15 protein-coding genes and 1 pseudogene are annotated in these 18835 nt (G+C 34.3%); 7 read left to right on the top strand and 9 right to left on the bottom strand.

Features of this window, described 5'->3' with window-relative positions; translation table 11 throughout:
- Positions 1-83 precede the first annotated feature (83 nt).
- The 4 genes from HF969_RS01920 to HF969_RS01905 all read right to left on the bottom strand — a co-directional run bounded on the left by HF969_RS01920 (position 84) and on the right by HF969_RS01905 (position 3606).
- Positions 84-467, bottom strand: a complete 384-nt coding sequence (locus tag HF969_RS01920; protein WP_090289076.1) for a DUF3887 domain-containing protein — start codon at positions 465-467, stop codon at positions 84-86.
- A complete protein-coding gene (locus HF969_RS01915; protein WP_090289075.1) occupies positions 467-1147 on the bottom strand; it encodes a YhfC family glutamic-type intramembrane protease in 681 nt (226 codons plus the stop codon). The genes HF969_RS01920 and HF969_RS01915 overlap by 1 nt, the downstream gene beginning before the upstream one ends.
- A gap of 384 nt (positions 1148-1531) precedes the next feature.
- A complete protein-coding gene (locus tag HF969_RS01910) occupies positions 1532-2875 on the bottom strand; it encodes a GHKL domain-containing protein (protein WP_210727853.1) in 1344 nt (447 codons plus the stop codon).
- Entirely contained in the window at positions 2872-3606 is a 735-nt protein-coding gene (locus tag HF969_RS01905) for a response regulator transcription factor (protein ID WP_090289073.1), read from the bottom strand. The genes HF969_RS01910 and HF969_RS01905 overlap by 4 nt, the downstream gene beginning before the upstream one ends.
- 632 nt (positions 3607-4238) lie before the next feature.
- On the opposite strand from HF969_RS01905, the gene HF969_RS01900 reads away from it, so the two are divergent.
- From HF969_RS01900 to HF969_RS01880, 5 genes and pseudogenes are all read left to right on the top strand, one after another.
- Positions 4239-4469, top strand: coding sequence for a hypothetical protein (locus tag HF969_RS01900; RefSeq protein ID WP_143406538.1), 231 nt, complete (start codon positions 4239-4241; stop codon positions 4467-4469).
- 116 nt (positions 4470-4585) lie between these two features.
- The gene (locus HF969_RS01895) at positions 4586-4948 is read left to right on the top strand and encodes a DUF488 domain-containing protein (protein ID WP_090289072.1); all 363 of its coding nucleotides are present in this window, start codon (positions 4586-4588) and stop codon (positions 4946-4948) included.
- Positions 4949-5012: 64 nt separating this feature from the next.
- A pseudogene (locus HF969_RS01890) lies at positions 5013-5945 on the top strand (NADP-dependent oxidoreductase).
- Positions 5946-6303: 358 nt separating this feature from the next.
- Positions 6304-7371, top strand: a complete 1068-nt coding sequence (locus tag HF969_RS01885) for a S41 family peptidase (protein ID WP_168427132.1) — start codon at positions 6304-6306, stop codon at positions 7369-7371.
- 83 nt (positions 7372-7454) lie between these two features.
- Positions 7455-8021: a hypothetical protein gene (locus tag HF969_RS01880; RefSeq protein WP_090289070.1), complete on the top strand. Its 567-nt coding sequence runs from the start codon at positions 7455-7457 to the stop codon at positions 8019-8021.
- 711 nt (positions 8022-8732) lie between these two features.
- Here HF969_RS01880 and HF969_RS01875 read toward each other — a convergent pair.
- The 4 genes from HF969_RS01875 to pdxR all read right to left on the bottom strand — a co-directional run bounded on the left by HF969_RS01875 (position 8733) and on the right by pdxR (position 14104).
- A complete protein-coding gene (locus HF969_RS01875; RefSeq protein WP_090289069.1) occupies positions 8733-10469 on the bottom strand; it encodes an ABC transporter ATP-binding protein in 1737 nt (578 codons plus the stop codon).
- Positions 10459-12222 carry an ABC transporter ATP-binding protein gene (locus HF969_RS01870; RefSeq protein WP_090289068.1) on the bottom strand — a complete coding sequence of 588 codons (1764 nt, stop codon included), beginning with the start codon at positions 12220-12222 and terminating at the stop codon, positions 10459-10461. The genes HF969_RS01875 and HF969_RS01870 overlap by 11 nt, the downstream gene beginning before the upstream one ends.
- A complete protein-coding gene (locus HF969_RS01865) occupies positions 12215-12673 on the bottom strand; it encodes a MarR family winged helix-turn-helix transcriptional regulator (protein WP_090289067.1) in 459 nt (152 codons plus the stop codon). Before HF969_RS01865 ends, HF969_RS01870 begins: the two co-directional genes overlap by 8 nt.
- Before the next feature lie 81 nt (positions 12674-12754).
- A complete protein-coding gene (gene pdxR / locus HF969_RS01860; RefSeq protein WP_090289066.1) occupies positions 12755-14104 on the bottom strand; it encodes a MocR-like pyridoxine biosynthesis transcription factor PdxR in 1350 nt (449 codons plus the stop codon).
- 84 nt (positions 14105-14188) lie between these two features.
- On the opposite strand from pdxR, the gene pdxS reads away from it, so the two are divergent.
- The gene (pdxS, locus tag HF969_RS01855) at positions 14189-15049 is read left to right on the top strand and encodes a pyridoxal 5'-phosphate synthase lyase subunit PdxS (protein WP_281241365.1); all 861 of its coding nucleotides are present in this window, start codon (positions 14189-14191) and stop codon (positions 15047-15049) included.
- Positions 15050-15107: 58 nt separating this feature from the next.
- Here pdxS and HF969_RS01850 read toward each other — a convergent pair whose 3' ends face one another.
- Positions 15108-15449: a phage holin family protein gene (locus HF969_RS01850; protein ID WP_090289065.1), complete on the bottom strand. Its 342-nt coding sequence runs from the start codon at positions 15447-15449 to the stop codon at positions 15108-15110.
- A 122-nt stretch (positions 15450-15571) separates the two neighbouring features.
- Here HF969_RS01850 and HF969_RS01845 point away from each other — a divergent pair, with 122 nt between their 5' ends.
- Positions 15572-18466, top strand: coding sequence for an insulinase family protein (locus tag HF969_RS01845; protein ID WP_090289064.1), 2895 nt, complete (start codon positions 15572-15574; stop codon positions 18464-18466).
- Positions 18467-18835 lie beyond the last annotated feature (369 nt).

The raw sequence follows: 18835 nt of genomic DNA, 5'->3' as shown, positions 1-18835 counted from the left end.
TCTTCCAGAATATAACTTAATTGTCGAAATGTGAAACATATCAAATTCATAATGAAGGACATAGAAACAAGGTGATAAAAAACTTATTTAATATATAGTCCAGCAACTTCTAAGTCATCTTCAAAGGTAATTGTATAAATACGATTACCTTTACTATATTTTGCAACTAGAACTGTAATATAGTTACCGTCTCGCTCTTCTACTGAAGCTTTATCTATTTTTTTGAAAACACCGGAGTCAGTAATTAATGGTGTTATTTCGCTCATACTCTTTACTGGTAAAGCTGCTTTCATTTCATCATTAAACATAGTGTAAACTTCATCATAGTTGCTTTCGTTTATTAAACTGACAATTTCTTTTGCCTGTGAAATATATTTTTCTGAAGTAGTATCATCTACCTTGTTGCCACATCCACACAGCATTAAAATGACAATAGTTGACAACGTTGCTAACAATTTTTTTTTCATTATAATTCCCCCTTATTTTTTAAATTCAAACTATAACCAAAGACAGCTAATGCAACTATTGCTAATGAAGTTTCTAAACTTATTATTGCAACATTTGGAGATAGGAATAAGGGTAATATCCCTATTAACATATCTACAAATCCATGGGTAAAAATGGCTATTAAAACGTAAATATTTTTTTTTTGTTCTACGGCTTTTAAAATAATAATGGATAAACCAATATGTAATAGCATTGCAAAAAATCTTTCGATTCCACCAATAAAAAAACTAACATTGTAAGTATTAATTTTGGGTGAGAAAAATATCTTTAATGCAACAATCCCATTGAGTAAGACAGCTTCTATTCCTCCATGGCCCGCACCAAATAGAAAACCTGAGAGCCAGTCACGTTGCTTCATAAAAAAACGTATTATCAAATAGCGAGCACCTTCTTCAAAAATGCCTGCTGACATACCGATAATCATTGCAAATAATACAGGCTCTAATGCACTAAACATGGAATAAGAGATTGAATGTCTCTCAAAATATTGTAACAGTGGTATACGAATTAAAATTTGTGAAATTACAAATGCTGAAACTCCTAGGAAAAAGGGTACATATCGCTTTTTTAGAAATGCATAAATTAATAAGATAAGCGGTAATCCGATACTTATGCAGAAGACAAAAGAAATTTCTAACATCAAGTTCACCTCTTGAACTAAGTATATTGTACTTTAGTATATAGGTGAAGAGTTTGATCATATTCGGTTCAAATTTGGTCATATTTGGTAGAGAATTATTACAAAAAAATACTAAAGTTGTGTTTGAACTCTTGTTTATTTAAAGTTACTAATCAAATTTTTCTCACAATGAGATCGGGGTCTCGTCCTGATCTCATTCTATAAGCTTAAAATATTAAGTTTAAGTCATAATTCGCTTAATGTCTGGTAAAGTGACATAAGTGGATAGTGTCTAATTTGACAGCTTGCATGCTTTTTTAAATGCAAAATAAACTATGTTCTAACAGTCCGAACTTGAATTATTATCTAGAATTAACAATGTAAAATAAATTTTTAATTAATTCATCAAATAAGAGAATTATTTTCTTTGTTACTATCTTTTATTTTTATTGTTTGAGTAATGAATGGTTCTTGTAAGCTAGTTTCTAAAGTAACGTTTTTTGTTTGATCAATTATACGCTTTAAAGAATAGAGTCCACATCCTCTGTTTTCATTTTTAGTTGAATAAGATTTTTCATATATTTTCTCTAAATCGATTTGTGTTTGCTTAAAACTATTACGTACAATAAAATAATGTGTTTCTTTTATTTTAAAAAAAGAAAATTGTATTATTTTTTCCTTACTTTCAACAGCCGCCTCTATCGCATTGTCAACTATTATTGAAATAATTCTAATAAAATCAACAATGGGTAAATCTATACTGTCAATTGATTTAGGAATATCTATTAAAACTTTCATACGATGTTGTTGAGCAGCAATGAATTTAACGCTTAATATACTTTTCACTTCAGGAATATTGATATACGATAATTTTGTAATATCCAGCTCATGATTATTAATCATATTAGAAGTCGGAGCGATAACTTCATTATATATTTGTTCAATCTGAATGATATTTTTTGTGCGCACAGCTTCATCTAAAGACAATAACAGATTTTTATAATCATGACGAAATCTCGCCAACTCATCATGCATAATTTCTAATTTTTTAACATAATCTAACATTTCTTTGTCCAAACGGCTTTGGTGCTCATCTAATAGTTTTTCTTTTGTTAATTGAAAACCGATTAACATCAGTAAGATTAATATAAAAAAAATAAAAAAAGCAACATTATAGCTAATTCTCCAATATTTAATGTTTAAGGATGCCAAAAAATGAGTAGCAGGACTATTCAATATAAGTATTAAAATGAATCCGATACCCAAAAGACCAAAGCTAATGGGATAAAGATGACTATCTCCTATAAAATTAGCTAACCTTTGATTAGGTCTACTTAGCATCACAACGCTTAATAGAATAATAATAGAAATACCAAGATGAATAATGCTATATGTCCATATATATAAATTAAATGGAGACCACATAAATAATAATTGACTCAATTCCATCAAAGCCATATTAAATAATGTAATAATAACTATACTAGTTAAAGCAAAATATAAGTTTTTTGTAAAATTCAGGTCAATTTGTAATAAACCTAGACTTAGTAAAAATAGTAGACATAAAAGCATATTTAATTCAGGAAATCCTGTTACTTCAATAACAAATCTAAGAAATAATGTGAAAACGGTTCCCAAAGAGATTATGACCATATAAGATGGTCGGCTATAATGAATTAATTGAAAGTAAAACAATAGATGGCTAATTACAATAAGTATAGTGGCGATTAAATCATAAATATACATCATAACTTCCCCCTTAATATTTGACGAACTTTCTGCCTAAAACGCCGTGATACGGGGAGTTTTTTGCCACTTTTTAACACAATCATTGCTTCTTTTGCATCAAAGGCCAATATTTGTGTTTTATTCACAACAAAAGATTGGTGACAACGAAATAATCTTTTGTCTAATATTTCAATTTCTTTTAAGGCACCATAAAAATGAATCAAACGATCTGATGTGACTAGTACTAAGCGATGAGGTTCATCTGTTTTAATATATTCTACTTTGTTGAACGGTACCCGTACAGTGGTATTAGAATTTTCAACGATGAAATCATCTGTAAGAATATGAGTTGTATTACGTGCTTGATAATGAAGTAAACATTGTTCAATTAACTGATAACGCTCATTGTAAGATAGTGATTTATCAATAAAAGTAAAAGCTGATACCATGTATTGATATGAGATTGGTGCAAATTCATAATGTGATGTAACAAATACAATTATGCCTTCTTTATCATACTTGCGAATCTCTTGTGCAACATTTAACCCCTTTCGCAATTCCCCTTTAATTTCAATATCTAAAAAGTAAATTGGAATGTATGTTGTCATCGGAATTTTATTAATTATATCTGTACTTTTACTAGTTACATCAATAAAGTTAAAGGGTAAATAATACTTACTACAAATTTCTTCCACTATTCTTTTAATATTCTGTGCTTGAATAATGTTGTCTTCAAAAATAAAAATACTCATATTATCACTCTTTCGGATTGTCTATAAATACCATAGCATGATGATAACTATTAAATAATGCATGCTTTAAAGTATCTTCTCTATAAAAAGACACTCACCGCATTCAAGAAATTGGTCTGCCTAACGAACCAAGGTTATACATGAAATATTACATTATAGAGGGAAATTATCAAGTAGATTCAAATGCAATATCTGATTACAAAAGGATGTTCTTATAGTAAAAAATCGTGAAAAAATATACAAAATTATTCATATTTTAGGACGTATAAATAATCTAAATTCATAAGTTTAGTATTCTTTAATATTTTAAAAAAAAAAGTTAGTTAAGAAGATAAATTACTCTTAGAAATTAAAGGAGATGAGATTTTAGATCTGTTCAAATAGAGAGAAATTATTAAATTTTTGTTTTAATATTTTAGTTAAGCGATACATAGACTAGAGTCTTGACTTAACGATTTATAAAATTAAGATAACCGTGAATTTTTATCATTATGAAGTAGATTTTTAACTCCTTAAAATTAATTAAAGATTATTTAGCACCCGATGCTAGAATTTTATAGATAAGTTTTGGAACGGGTCAATATTCACTCTACCTATCACGCAAAGCTTATGATGTGACAGCCGTAGAATTAGTGCAAAAGAATATTGACGTCCTAAAGTTCAAGCTAAGTTCAGCAGATAATTTACGGATTGAAGAAGGTAATGTCTTGAGGATAACTTTTCTCTCAGACGAGACTAATGTCTACAATTACGATTCAGAAACTTTCAACCATTATCTTAACTACCACTACGCTATTTGTGAAAGACAGGAATTAGTCGGAGCAAGTAACCATGTGTTGGATATTGTTCGTCTTAATTATTAATTTTACGCCGACACTTTTGTGTCGTTTTTTTTTAGGCAAAAGAATTGTCTGACTTTCTTTTTAGCAGTAGCATGGTATTATCAAACAAATTAAATCATCTAAGGAGAGGAGATAGTATGGCTGAAATTAAACTAAGACGCGCTTATGATCAAAAAGGGCGAGATGATGGTTATCGCATATTGGTTGACCGTATATGGCCAAGAGGGATTAAAAAAGAAGAATTAAGTTTCTCCTGGTGGCCCAAAGAAATTGCTCCTTCTAAAGATTTACGTCAAGATTTCGATCATGATCCTGAAAAATTTTCTACTTTTAAAGAAAATTATCAAAAAGAATTGGACAATCATTCCATGAAAGATGAATTGTTAGAAAAAGTCTCTAAGCAATTAACGAAGCATCATGTCACCTTAGTATATGGGGCTAAAGACGAACAACATAATCAAGCAGTTGTTCTCAAAGAGTGGCTCGAAAAAAATCTCTAAGTGGTAGGTAAAAATACATTTAAGACTCATTTTAAATTCAATATCAATAAAAGGGGATACTTTTATGAAAGCTATTGTGATAAATAAGTATGGCGAGACGGATCAATTCGTTGAAGCTCAAGTTGCAAAACCAAAGATAAAAGAGAATCAAGTTTTAATTGAGCTCTATGCAACATCAATTAATCGCTTTGATACTAAGGTTCGACGGGGTGAATTGGCAGAAGTTATTTCCTTTAATTTTCCTATTATTCTAGGGTTGGATGCCGCTGGGGTGGTGGTTGAGGTTGGCAAAGCCGTCACACAATTTAAAGTGGGTGACGAAGTCTTTGCCAATTCATCTTTAAAAAGTGGGACCTATACAGAGTTTGTGGCAGTTAACGAGATTTTAGTCGCTCATAAGCCAAAAAATATAACTTTTAAAGAAGCAGCAGCTGTGCCCATGGTTGGTTTAACCGCTTGACAAGCTATCGTTGAGTTTGGCCAAGTAAAAAAAGGAGATCGCGTTTTAATTCATGCAGGTTCGGGGGGAGTAGGTAGTTTTGCTATTCAAATCGCTAAAAGCTTTGGCGCCTTCGTCTTTTCAACGGCTAGTGGGAAAAATGAATCATTACTTAAAGACTTGGGAGTAGATGAGTTTATCAACTATAAGACCACCGACTTCGCCAACGTGGCTAAAGACTTAGATTTGGTCTTGGATACTTTAGGTGGTGAGACGCTAGCTAAAAGTCTGGACCTGGTAAAACCCAGAGGAAGAATTGTTTCAACGGTCGGTCAGCCCGATGAAGGGGAGGCTAAAATGAGAAATATAATGGTCAAGAGTCTTTCGGCTAAATCAAATGGTGAGCAGTTGTCTAAACTAGCTGCCCTAATTGAAAAAGGAAGTGTGAAACCTCATATCGGCCACGAGTTTCCATTGACTGCTCAAGGATTAAGTGAGGCCCATAAAGTAAGTGAAAGCCACCATGCTAAAGGAAAAATTAATATTGAAATAAAATAAAACTATTATAAATTCCCTTTATTAAGTGAATAATCGAATAAGGGAAAATTTTTCATCCAATTTTAAAATATATTGAAAACGTTTTTATCATGTAGTATTATTATTTTGAAAATTATTATAAAAGTTATTTTTATTCCTGATTAATAGAGGAGAATGCCTATGAGGAAGATTAAAAAGATATTTATTACGAGAAATTAAAAAGTCTTAAATTTGCCAAACTCTCTTAGTAGTCTATTTAATTAGTAATATGAAAATTAAAAGTAATAATTTGTCATCGCAAAGGAATTGTTGTGGACAAGTTAGAAGGCCATATGTAACTTTTTTCTATTCATTTAAGATTTTAAAGGAGCGGACGTATATGAAAAAAATAATGATAAAGCTCATTTTTATTTTGACTATTTTGTGTATGATACCTTTTAATTCTATTGCTTTTGCAAAAGAAGATGAAATTAAAAAAGCGGTGGAAAAAATTAATGAAGAATTTCCTTTGCCAGCTGAAACTCCTCAAACTTTTATTGATCGGACTATAGCAAGTTTAGAATTAGGTTATTTTAAAGAAAAGAATGAGGAAAAATTTGATCGTTTAAAAAAGGCTATCCAAAGTGAAAAGGAAACTGTTGAAACTATTAATCAGGCTAAGGGACTACTTAGAAATTTACTTTATTTATCCGGAGGTAAACATAGTTCCTTTTATTCAAAAAATGAAAATGATGAATTTGAAGTGGGATCCTTAACGAAAGAGATAATCAACCTTCAAAGTCAAGTTTCAGATTCAGAAGGAGAAGATAGGTTACCGTCCTATTCATATGAAAATCAGATAGTCTATTTGAATGTACCAGGCTACAGTAAATTTCCAAAATATAGTATTTTATATAATAATAGAGAATACAGCGATATTCTATTAAAAGCATACGATGAATTTGGTCCTAAACATCCCAAAGGGATTATTATAGATTTAAGAGAAAACACAGGTGGACAATATTTCACGATGATTCCGGGGCTGTTTCCACTTTTAGATGAAGGGGAGTTCTTCTCTGTGATTAATAAAAAGGGAGAGATCACAGATAGATTCTCTAAAATTGGAAACAATTTCATTTCAAATGATTTGATTCTCAATATTGAACATACCCCTGTGGACAAAGTTCCAATCGCTGTTTTAACGAGTCGATTTACAGCAAGTGCTGGTGAAGCAATTACAATGTGTTTTATGGATATGCCTAATGTTAAAATATTTGGTCATCCGACTGCAGGATACAACTCTTATCTAACTGGTATACCTATTAATTATGATTGTTTTGTTTCATTAGTAACACATATGATGCGAACCAAAGAGGGCCAAGTTTTCTATGAAGAACCGATCGAACCGGATGTATTAACTGATCATCCTATGGAAGATGCGGTCGAGTGGTTAGAAAGCCAGATGTAAATGTTTAATCTTAAGGAAATATCTTTAGACTCTATTTAAAATAATATTAAAAGAGAAAAACTGGGGATATTAAAGGAGTTATTATGCCAAAAAATCGTTCGCTCAAAAATCAATCAGGCTGTTGGAAATGGTTTATTGCTATTTTTATTCTATTAATGATCATTATCTTGGTCCCAATTTACTTGCTTCAATTAGATACAAACACTCCAGAAAATCGTATACAAAATTCGAGAACAGAAATTGTATCCTCTCAAGAAGAAGTGCAACCTTCTTTAGAAAGTTCATCAGAAATACTTTCTACTGAAGATCAACCACTCAGTAATGACTTAAAAGAACAGGCTGCTTTATTAGTTTTAAGGGATAATTATAAAGGTTTTGCGGAAGTTGATTTTAATGAAAAAGAAAAAACTTTTACCATTACACCGATCGATGAAGATTTTAAAAACTCAATTGCACTCGTAGCAGATGGGAATGCAGATATCTTGTCAGCTTGGAAAGAAATGCGTCAAGAACTTCAAGCGGCCTATGCTGAAATAGCTAAGGAGTTAGAAGGTGAATACACCTTTAATCTCGTTAATCCATCTGAAGCTAACTCTGTGGTTCTTTCGATCATTGATGGTGAAATTGTCTATGATGTAGCGAAGCAATAAAATTAAATGGATAGATATTATTAAGAGTTTTTGAAATTTCAGAAACTCTTTTCACAGTCTGCAATTAAATTTAATTTACTTTAATTAAGATACGAAAAAATTATATCAAAATTAAATGTGATAAGTCCTTGAAACATCAGAGTCCTTATTTTTTGATTGCTGACTATTAATGAATCAAATAGATATGGATTTTTTTGAGTTTATCTCACACCTCCCAAATATATTTTAGATGATAAGATAGGAGCATAAGTGACTGGAAAAGTTCAAAAGGATTAATAAGTTTTGATGGATGGGATGCGGAAGGAAGCAAAGGTTGTTTTAGAAGATGATTTAATCGATTGATGCACTTTTTGTATGATAAGTAGGCGATGGTCTTCATGGTCAATCGGATGAAAATCTTCCCTCTAATCAAGCGCGTTCTTAAAAGGAGACTTAATAGTAAATGAAGTCTTTCTAACAGCGAAAGCATAGCGGGTTAGAAAGAGAAAGTGGGCAAATCACTGCCTTTTTTATCACCGTTTGGAGGAAAGGTTTGATGTCGATTTTAATTGTTATTGTATTGATTAATGCTATGACAACAAAGTAGAGATAGAGTCATAAGAATTGATGATGAAATTTATAAATAAAAACAAATGCTGTTTGAGTATGTACTCAAACAGCATTTGTCTACAGTCTGAACCCGCCTTCAATGACAAGTTCTTTTAGCATAATTTACGCAGCTTCAAATTGGCTATTATAAAGGTCTGCATAAAAACCTTGAGCAGCAATTAATTGATCGTGGTTACCTTGTTCGATAATGTTACCATCCTTCAAGACCAAGATAAGGTCCGCATTACGAATTGTTGATAAGCGGTGGGCAATGATAAAGGAAGTTCGTCCTTCCATCAACTTATCCATAGCTTCTTGAATTAAGACCTCAGTTCGTGTGTCGACGGATGAAGTGGCTTCATCAAGAATCAAGAGCGGTGCATCTTTGATTAGTGCTCGCGCAATCGTCAATAATTGTTTCTGACCAACTGAAAGAGTTACTTTTTCATTGAGAATGGTGTCATAGCCCTTAGGTAGAGTATTAATGAAATGATCAATTCCAACCGCTTGGCAAGCAGCAATCATTTCTGCTTCGCCAACTTCTTTCTTATTAAAGAGTAAGTTCTCACGAACAGTCCCTTCAAATAACCAAGTATCTTGTAAGACCATGGCGAAATATTCATGAATTTCACTCCGCTTCATGCCCTGGGTATTTTTACCATCTAAACGAATTTCACCACTATTGATTTCATAAAATCGCATTAAGAGATTAACAATCGTTGTCTTACCAGCTCCTGTTGGTCCGACAATGGCAATCTTTTTACCTGGTTTTGCATAAGCTGAAAAATCATGAATAATGATTTCTTCGGGATCATAACCAAATTGAACGTGGTCAAATTCAACCAATCCTTCTACATGGTCAAGTTGACGTACCTTATGGTCTTCATTTTCAAGTTCCTCTTCATTGAGAAATTCAAAGACCCGTGTCATGGCAGCACGCGCTTGAGCAAGTGCTTGACTGGACTGCGCTAATTGTTGAATGGGACGAGAGAACATGCGAATGTACATCATAAAGGCAACAATGACTCCCATAGTAATTTTTCCTTCAATGACTAACGTGGCTCCGAAGATACAAACTAAAACATATCCAAAGTTACCAATAAATGTCATTAAAGGCATAGCTATACCGGAAAGGAATTGAGCTTTCCAGATGCTAGTCGCTAGTTTTTCGTTGATATTCCTAAACGTTTCTTTAGCAAAATCGACTGCATTGTAAGATCGAACGATGGCATGACCCGTATACATTTCTTCAATATGACCATTAATTTCGGCTAAATGATTTTGTTGTTTTTTGAAAAAATTTCTGGATTTACCCATTAGGAAGATAGTAATCGCAAAGCCAATCACTACCGTAGAGATCGAAACGATCGTTAAGGTAAGATCTGTTCGGAACATCATGATCAAGGTACCAATCAGCATGGTAGTTGAAGAGACCAAGGTAGACATACTTTGATTAAGAGTCTGTCCTAAGGTATCTAAGTCGTTGGTTACTCTGGATAGGGTATCGCCTTGTGAATGTTGATCGAAATAATTTAATGGCATCCGGTTGACTTTTTGGCCGATTCCTTCACGCAGTTTTTGAGTTAAACGTTGAGAGATAGTTGCCATGATAAAAGAGGCGCCATAATTCGCGACAGCTCCTATAGCAAAAAGCATAGCTAAATAGGTAGCCAATTGACTAATTTTTTCTAAATTCATCTTGGTCATCATGCCTTGAGCTATCAAATCTGTGATCTCTCGGATACGATCAGGACCAATGACAGAAATATAGGATCCAGCGATTGAGAATAAGATGGCTAAGAAAAAAATCAAACGGAATCCCTTGCTATAGGTTCTTAAAGTGACTGCTTTATTTTCCATTATCAAGTTCCTCCTTATTTAATTGCGAATAGGCTATTTCTTGGTAGACCTTATTCGTCTCTAATAATTCTTTGTGACTTCCTTTACCAACAATTTGGCCCTTTTCGATAACAATAATTTGATCTGCGTCCATAATAGTCGAAATTCTTTGTCCGACAATGATTTTGGTCATCTCTTTGGTTTTTTCAAGTAATATCTGACGTAGTTTGCGGTCTGTTTGATAATCCAAAGCTGAGAAAGAATCATCAAAAATAATAATTTGCGGTTTTCTGGCGATAGCACGTGCAATGGCTAAACGTTGTTTTTGCCCACCAGAGAAGTTGGTGCCATTTTGTGCCACGTGACTATTTAATTGTTCTTCTTTTTCACTCACAAAATCTTTGGCTTGTGCAATATCGATCGCTTCCCAAATAGCCGCTTCGTCTAAAGGACTTTGACTGGAATCACCAAAATCAATATTGGATTGAATAGTTCCCGAAAAGAGAACGGATCTTTGTGGTACGTAGCCGATGATTTCATTTAAACGTTGCCGAGGATAGTCTTTAATCGAATGACCATTAAGGATAATATCTCCTTTAGTTACATCGAATAGCCGTGGAATCAAATTAATTAAACTGGATTTACCTGACCCAGTAGAACCGATAAAAGCGAGTGTTTGTCCGGGTTCTACTTGAAAGGAAATTTTTTCGAGAACCGGCTTGGCAGCATCGGGATAAGCGAAAGAAACATCTTTAAAAATTAGAGAACCTTGATCTATTTCCTGTAGCGCTTGTGATGGATAAATTAAACTTGAATTTGTATCCAGCACTTCAGTTACTCGTCTAGCTGAAACCATGGTCCGTGGAAGGATGATAAAGATCATAGTCATCATCATGAAACCAATCACTACTTGCATGCCATACGAAGAAAAAACAATCATGTCGGAAAATAAAACGATTTTCTCTTGGAAAACGGCAGCTGAAATTAAGTAAGCTCCTACCCAATAAACACCTAAGGTCAAGCCATTGGAAACCATCATCATTAGAGGATTCATAATGCTCATGGATCGATAGATGAATAAGTTGATACCAGTTAATTCTTGATTGGCTTCAGAAAACTTATCAGTTTGGTAATCTTCTGCGTTATAGGCTCGAATAACCCGCATTCCTGATAAGGACTCTCGCATAATTCGATTTAAACGATCCGTTAGGCCTTGTACAAGTTTCTGCTTAGGCAAAACGAAAGACAAAAGAATGATGATGGTTGTTAACATTAAAGCCAAAGCGGCAAAAGTGACCCACAACCATTCTACATTCTTGGTGGAAATTTTTCCGACAGCCATGAGGGCCATCATGGGTCCCCGTACAATAATTTGTAATCCCATGGCTAAGAACATTTGAATCTGAACGATATCGTTAGTTGTCCGAGTTAAAAGGCTAGGAATTGAGAAGTCTTGCAGTTCAGCCGTCGAATAGTCCATAACGCTGTCAAAAACATCTCGACGCAGTTCAGAAGCAAAGCTCGCTGCTAAACGGGCGGATAAAAATACTACTAGAATGGATAAAATAAGACCGATAACCGATAGTCCAATCATCTTTGAACCTGGATCATAAATGTCGGAAACTTTTACTTGTGGATTTTGGAGAAGTTGAGTAATTTCAGACATATAGCCCGGAACTTTTAACTCTACCCAGACGCTAGCTATTATTAATATAATAGCTGTCAGCATCACACCTAGCTCTTTGAAGCTTAATCTTTTAAAAATTTTAATCATGTACTTCCTCCTTTTTGTCAAGCATTTGATTGGCTTTTATAATATTACGGTCGATTTGAGAAAAAATCTTATGAATAAGACAAATTTCTTCAGGTGAGATGTTCTCTAGAAGAGCAGTTCGAACCTTAGAAATAAAGTCCTCAATTCGCATCGATTTTTCAATTCCTAAAGAGGTAAGTTGAATCACTTTATGACGTTTGTCCTCTGGATAAGGACGGGTTTCAATAAAACCATTGCGTTTCATTCGTTGAATAAGATTCGACGCTACTGATTTTGAAATTTTTAAATGGTCTTCGATGTCTTTTTGGAAGACTGGCTTTTCTCGATGACAATAAAGATACATGATGACGTGACCTTGAGGACCATCTAAATGGGTATAATCATGGCATTTCGCATAACGCATTTTTAATTGCTCTGCCTGATGAATCGTTTTTTTTAAATGATATAGCATGTCAAACTCCTTCCGTAATATTAGTTACCATGAGAACTATTCTAGCGAATTTTTTTCTCGTGTCAATCTTTTTGTTTTCTCCTAACAATTCTTTTTTAGCTGAAGTACTTCTTCTAAGACTTTCATTCCTGCTTCTAATTCGGATAGACTGGCTTTTCCGTAGCCGATCACAAAACTAGCTGGTCTTGTTTTTTTAATCATTTCATAATCGGATAAGGGTGAAAGCGCCATTCCATGTGTTTTGACTGCGTCGATAATTTCTTTCTCCGATAGGGGGTTATTTGAAATACTTAAAAGTAAATGAAGGCCGGCATTCGTACCTATTATTCTTAAATCAGTATACTGACTGGCCCACTTCTCAATCATCTGTCTTTTTTTACTGTACTTACGTCGCATCCGATTGACATGGCGAGTAAAGTAACCCCCTGACATGAATTGCGCCAATACATTTTGAGTTAAGCGGGGAACTGGACAGGAAAAATAATAGGGATACCTACTAAATTGTTGCATAAGTTGATCAGGTAAAAGCATAAAAGAGATTCTCAGGGCAGGACTGATTAGGGATGAGAAGGATTGAAGATATATGACTCGGTCTTGATAATCGATCGCTTTTAAGGGAGGAATAGGTTTTCCTTCATAGCGGAATTCGCCATTATATTCATCTTCTATGATCCATTTTTGGTCGTCATTAACCCATTCCAACAAAGCCTGTTTACGTCCAATTGTCATAATTGAACCAGTAGGAAATTGATAGGAAGGGGTCACATACAGCAAATCCATTTTGTTTTTATCGAATGAATCAGGATTGGCTCCTTCTTCATCGAGTCTAATCGGAATTTGCTCAATTTGATTGGCTCTTAAAAATTCGCCCCAACGATGAAAACCTGGATCTTCAACCCCAATTTTGGCTTTACCAATTAATTTGACTAAAAGAAGCAGTAAGTTTTCAGTCGAAGACCCAACAATAATATGACTGGGAGAAGCTTTAATCCCTTTAGCATTCCATAAATAAGTAGAGATAGCTTGTCTGAGCGAATGTTCACCAAGTTTTGGACCTTTCTCTGTTAAATAATTAGGATTAAGGTTTAGGCATTCAAGCGTTAGTTTTTTCCAGGTAGCAATGGGGAATTCAGGGTCCACTCCTTTATAGCGCCAATCAATTTTGGGTGTGTTTTCCTGCCTTAATTCATTGACATTCCAGTGTTCAGGTTCTTTTAAATTTAATTTTTGGCTTAAAACATAATAGCCTTTACGTTGAATCGCTTCGATATATCCCTCAGCAGCCAATTGATCAAGGCTAGCCGTAACGGTGTTTATACTGACACCGCGATCTTTTGCCATTTGTCGTTTACTAGGAAGTTTTTCGCCAGGACTTAAGTGTCCCTCGAGTATTCTCTGTTTGATGTCATTATATAAATTTAAGTATAACAAACTGGTCCCCTCACATTATCTTATTTTGGTACTTTATATAGTACCAAAAACGATTAAGATAAAGCTATAGAAGGGAATGATTTTGTGAGTAAAAAAATAGTAGATCCTAAGAATTTTGTTGGCGGCGTGATAATGGACGTTATGAATCCTGAACAAGCAAAGATTGCTGAAAAAGCAGGAGCGGTAGCAGTGATGGCTTTAGAACGAATTCCCGCAGACATCCGTCAAGCAGGGGGTGTGAGTCGGATGTCCGATCCAGCTTTAATCAAATCGATACAAAAAGCAGTATCGATTCCAGTAATGGCCAAAGTGCGAATTGGTCACTTCGTGGAGGCTCAAATCTTAGAAGCGATCGATGTTGACTTTATAGATGAATCAGAAGTTTTATCACCGGCTGATAATGATCATCACATTAATAAGACTAACTTTAAGACGCCATTTGTTTGTGGAGCGAGAAACATTGGCGAGGCTCTGCGTCGTATTCAAGAAGGAGCTTCAATGATCCGGACTAAAGGTGAAGCAGGAACAGGAGATGTTGTTCAAGCGGTGACTCATATGCGGTCAATCCAAGCCGGTATCAAGCGTATCCAAGCAATGGATGAAGATGAGTTGTATGTAGAAGCACGGGATCTTCAAGTACCATTTGACTTATTAAAAGAAGTTCATGAAACAGGCGAATTGCCAGTTGTTAACTTCTCAGCGGGTGGTGTAGCCACACCGGCCGATGCGGCTTTAATGATGCAATTAGGAGCGCAAGGTGTATTTGTCGGATCAGGTATTTTTAAATCGGGTAATCCTGAAAAAAGGGCAGCAGCAATTGTCAAAGCAGTTCAAAACTATCGAGATGCCAAAATCATTGCTGAAGTGTCTGAAGATTTAGGTGAAGCGATGGTGGGGTTGAACCCAGAAGAAGTAGCCGTCATCATGTCTAATAGGGGAAATTAAAAAAAAAAACGCTAAATTTGCTTCCAGGCAAATTTGGCGGTTTTTTTTGTGCAATATTCTAAAGTCTCTCATTTTTAAGATCTTGATTTTGATTATGGGTTGAGAAAAGACTGATAACGATTGCTAATAGAGCCGCAATCCAAAAGTTCTCGATATGAATGCCATCCAGCATGTTATCTACTAATTGGATCATAAAAGCGTTGATTGCTAGGTTGAAAAAGCCAAAGGTTAAGATATTAAGCGCACAACCAGCGAACTTTAATAAACGACCTAAAGTACCGCTTACTAAACCAAGTAAAATAGAAAAAATGATAACAGATAGCAAGCTAGTAACGACAATACCTGGAATCACATAACTTAACACCAGTACAATTAAAGTTGTTGTTAAAATATTTTTCATACACTCACTCCTTTTACCTTATTATAGCAGAAATAATATTGGTAAAATACTTCTTAAATGTTTAAAAGGGCTTACAATTATGACATAATAATAAAGTAAATATTTTATTAGGAGGTTACAAGATGACATTTAACAAAATACAAAGTCAAGATATACCAGATATTCATTCCATTGGACATTTATATGTTCACGAAGAAACGGGTGCTCAGGTACTCTATTTAGAAAACGAAGATAAGAATAAATCTTTTACGATTGGCTTTAAAACGCCCCCCTATAGTGATAATGGTATTACACATATAATTGAACACTCCGTCTTAAACGGTTCTCAAAAGTACCCTTCCAAAGAACCTTTTGTTGAGATTATTAAGGGGTCAATGAATACTTTTGTCAATGCAATGACTTTTGCTGACAAGACCATTTATCCAGTCGCCTCAACGAATGATCAAGATTTTTCGAACTTAATGAGTGTATATTTGGATGCTGTTTTTGCACCGAATTTCCGTCAAAATCCGCAGATTTTAGCTCAAGAAGGCTGGCACTTTCATTTAGAAAAGCCTGAAGATGCACTAATCTACAAGGGCGTAGTCTACAATGAAATGAAAGGGGCTACCGCTTCACCTGATGAGCAAATGTATCATACGATGACCCAAGCGCTTTATCCAGACTCCATCTATCAATATGAATCAGGTGGATTACCATCTGCTATTACGGATTTAACCCAGGAAGAGTTTGTTGACTATCATCAAGAATATTATCATCCAAGTAATTCATTAACCGTGCTTTACGGTGATCTTAATATTGAAAAAGCCTTTGAAATGTTGGAAGAGTATTTTACGGGCAAAGGTAAAACGGTACCAGTTGATTTAAAATTTGATATTCAAAAACCCGCTAATAATGAAATCACGCAAGAATACTCGATCACAGAAGGCGATGATCCGAGCAATAAGGACTATCTATGTTTAGCTTGGCATGTCTCAACTGCTGACCATTTGCTAGAAGCCATGGCCTTTGAAGTACTTGAAGAAATTCTCTTTGGTAATAATCAATCCCCATTGAAGAAAGCCCTACTAGACGCAGAAATAGGTGGGGATATTAGTGGAGGACATGATTTTCCAGGCTATCCTGAAGTCTTTATGATTTTAGCTAAGTTTTCTTCAGCAAGTAAAATGGAAGACTTCAAAAAGGTCGTTAAAGACACCTTAAGTAAATTGGTAGATGACGGTATTGATCCAGAAATTATCCAAGCTTCAATTAACAAGATTAGTTTTCGTTTAAAAGAAAGAGTGATCTCAGAATCACGACCAAGAGGCCTTTTTTATACTCTATCTGCTTATCAAACTTGGTTATATGATTACTCTCCATTTGAAATTTTATCTTTCTCTCAACGCTTAGAAGACTTAGATTCATTAGCTAAAGAAGGTTACTTTGAAAAGTTAATTGCTGAAAAAATGTTAAATAATGATCATTATGTTGCGGTCACTTTAAAAGCGACACCAGGTCTTAATGATCAAAAAGAAGCCAAACAACATGAAGAATTGCAAGCCTATAAAGCAAAACTATCCGATCAAGCGTTAGACGAATTAGTGAGCTCAACGAAGGCTTTAATAGAACGACAAATGTCAGCAGATAAGCCAGAAGACTTAGCGAAGATTCCAATGCTGACCAAAGAAGATCTGACAACTGAAACGGAAGAATTACCACTTGAAGTTACGGACCTTGAAAAGAGTCAAGGGAAATTTTATCATGCTGATCAATTTACTTCTGGAATTGATTATTTATCACTTTATTGGGATGTTCGCGACCTACCGATGGAAGAATACGCAAACTTGTCATTAATTGCCAAACTTTTATCGAATCTTGAGACCAAAGAGCATACATCTGATCAGTTGCAGCGGCAAATAGATACACATACAGGTGGAATCCTGGCTTCCGTGGATATCATTCCGAAATTAGATGGTGGTATTCAAACTTATTTTGCTTTGAATGGTAAAGCATTAGAAGGGTCACTTGACCATTTAACTGATTTAATGAAAGAAATTATGACTTCTACCATCATTAATGACCAGCAAGAGATCTTGCGAATTATTCAAGAATTAATTGCCGGATTTGAAAACCGCATCAATTTTGGAGCTCATGTTCTTTCACTCAAACGGGCCCTTAGCCAATATAAGCCTGCGCTTAAGATAGAAGAGATGACTTCAGGGATTGATTTCTTTAATCATCTCAAAGAGTGTCGTGACTTATTGAAAAATAATCAAGCCGATCAATTGATTGACCAGCTGAATGCTAGCTATCAAAAAGTTCTCAACCTCAACCGCTTGAATATTTTATATACTGGTAGTGAAGAACGGGCTGTTTTAATTAAAGATAAGATTCTTGCAGCCTTTGAGCAACTACCGCTTCAAGAACTAGAATCTACTCAAAGCTATCAAGCGGGCAAAAAACAAAACGAAGCTTTTGTCACTGCTCAAGATGTTAACTATGTGGGACTTGCTACTGATGTTGATAAGAAGTTCGCTTATTCGGGAGTATCGAAAGTTCTAGTGAATGAATTAAATTTGGGATACTTATGGAATACCATTCGTGTGCAAGGTGGAGCATACGGTTCAGGTTATGGTCATGATCGATTAGGTTCTTTATATATGATGTCCTATCGCGATCCCAATATCCGTCAAACAGTTGAAGCCTATCTAGGCGTCCCAGACTATGTTCGTAACTTAGACCTTTCACAAAGTGAAATTCTTAAGAATATCATCGGTAGTCTTTCACCATTAGAACGTCCTAAATCAGCCCATGAAAAAGGAGTGGAAGCTTTCACCTTACATCTAACTGGCCTTGATCATCAGATGATTAGTCAGTTAAAAGAAGAAATGATTGCAGTAACGAATGGCCAATTGCAGGACTTAGCCGACGGACTAGACCAGTCCCTACAAGACTATTCACTAGCAGTCATCGGTAATAAAGCTAAAATTGAAAAAGATAAAGACTTGTTCGATGTCATTTATGATCTCTATTAAGATAAAGCAAGTTTAAAAAAGATTCTATAGTTAATTAAAAAAACGTTTAAATGTTAGAATAATAACATTTAAACGTTTTTTAGATTGATTGTCAGATTTAAAAGAATAGAATACTTTCAAATAAAGGATCATATATCCTTAATTCTTTTAAAAAATTATATAAACTTATGATGAATATTTGGCTAAATTCTGCTATTATTTAAATAATAGTAGAATTTATTATGGGAAAAGTGTGAGCATAAATATAAAATCAGAATATGTTATATAGAAATGAGGTAGTTAGAACTTTTTTATTATAATTAGAATTTGTAAATAGATTTCATTAATTGGTTTAAAAGTTATAAAATAATTTAATGCTTTAAAGGTAAA

It is taken from the genome of Facklamia miroungae (assembly GCF_012396555.1).
In the GTDB taxonomy this organism is placed as follows: domain Bacteria; phylum Bacillota; class Bacilli; order Lactobacillales; family Aerococcaceae; genus Facklamia; species Facklamia miroungae.
The sequence above is the reverse complement of the archived record's forward strand: the minus strand, read 5'-3'. Positions and strand labels throughout refer to the sequence as shown.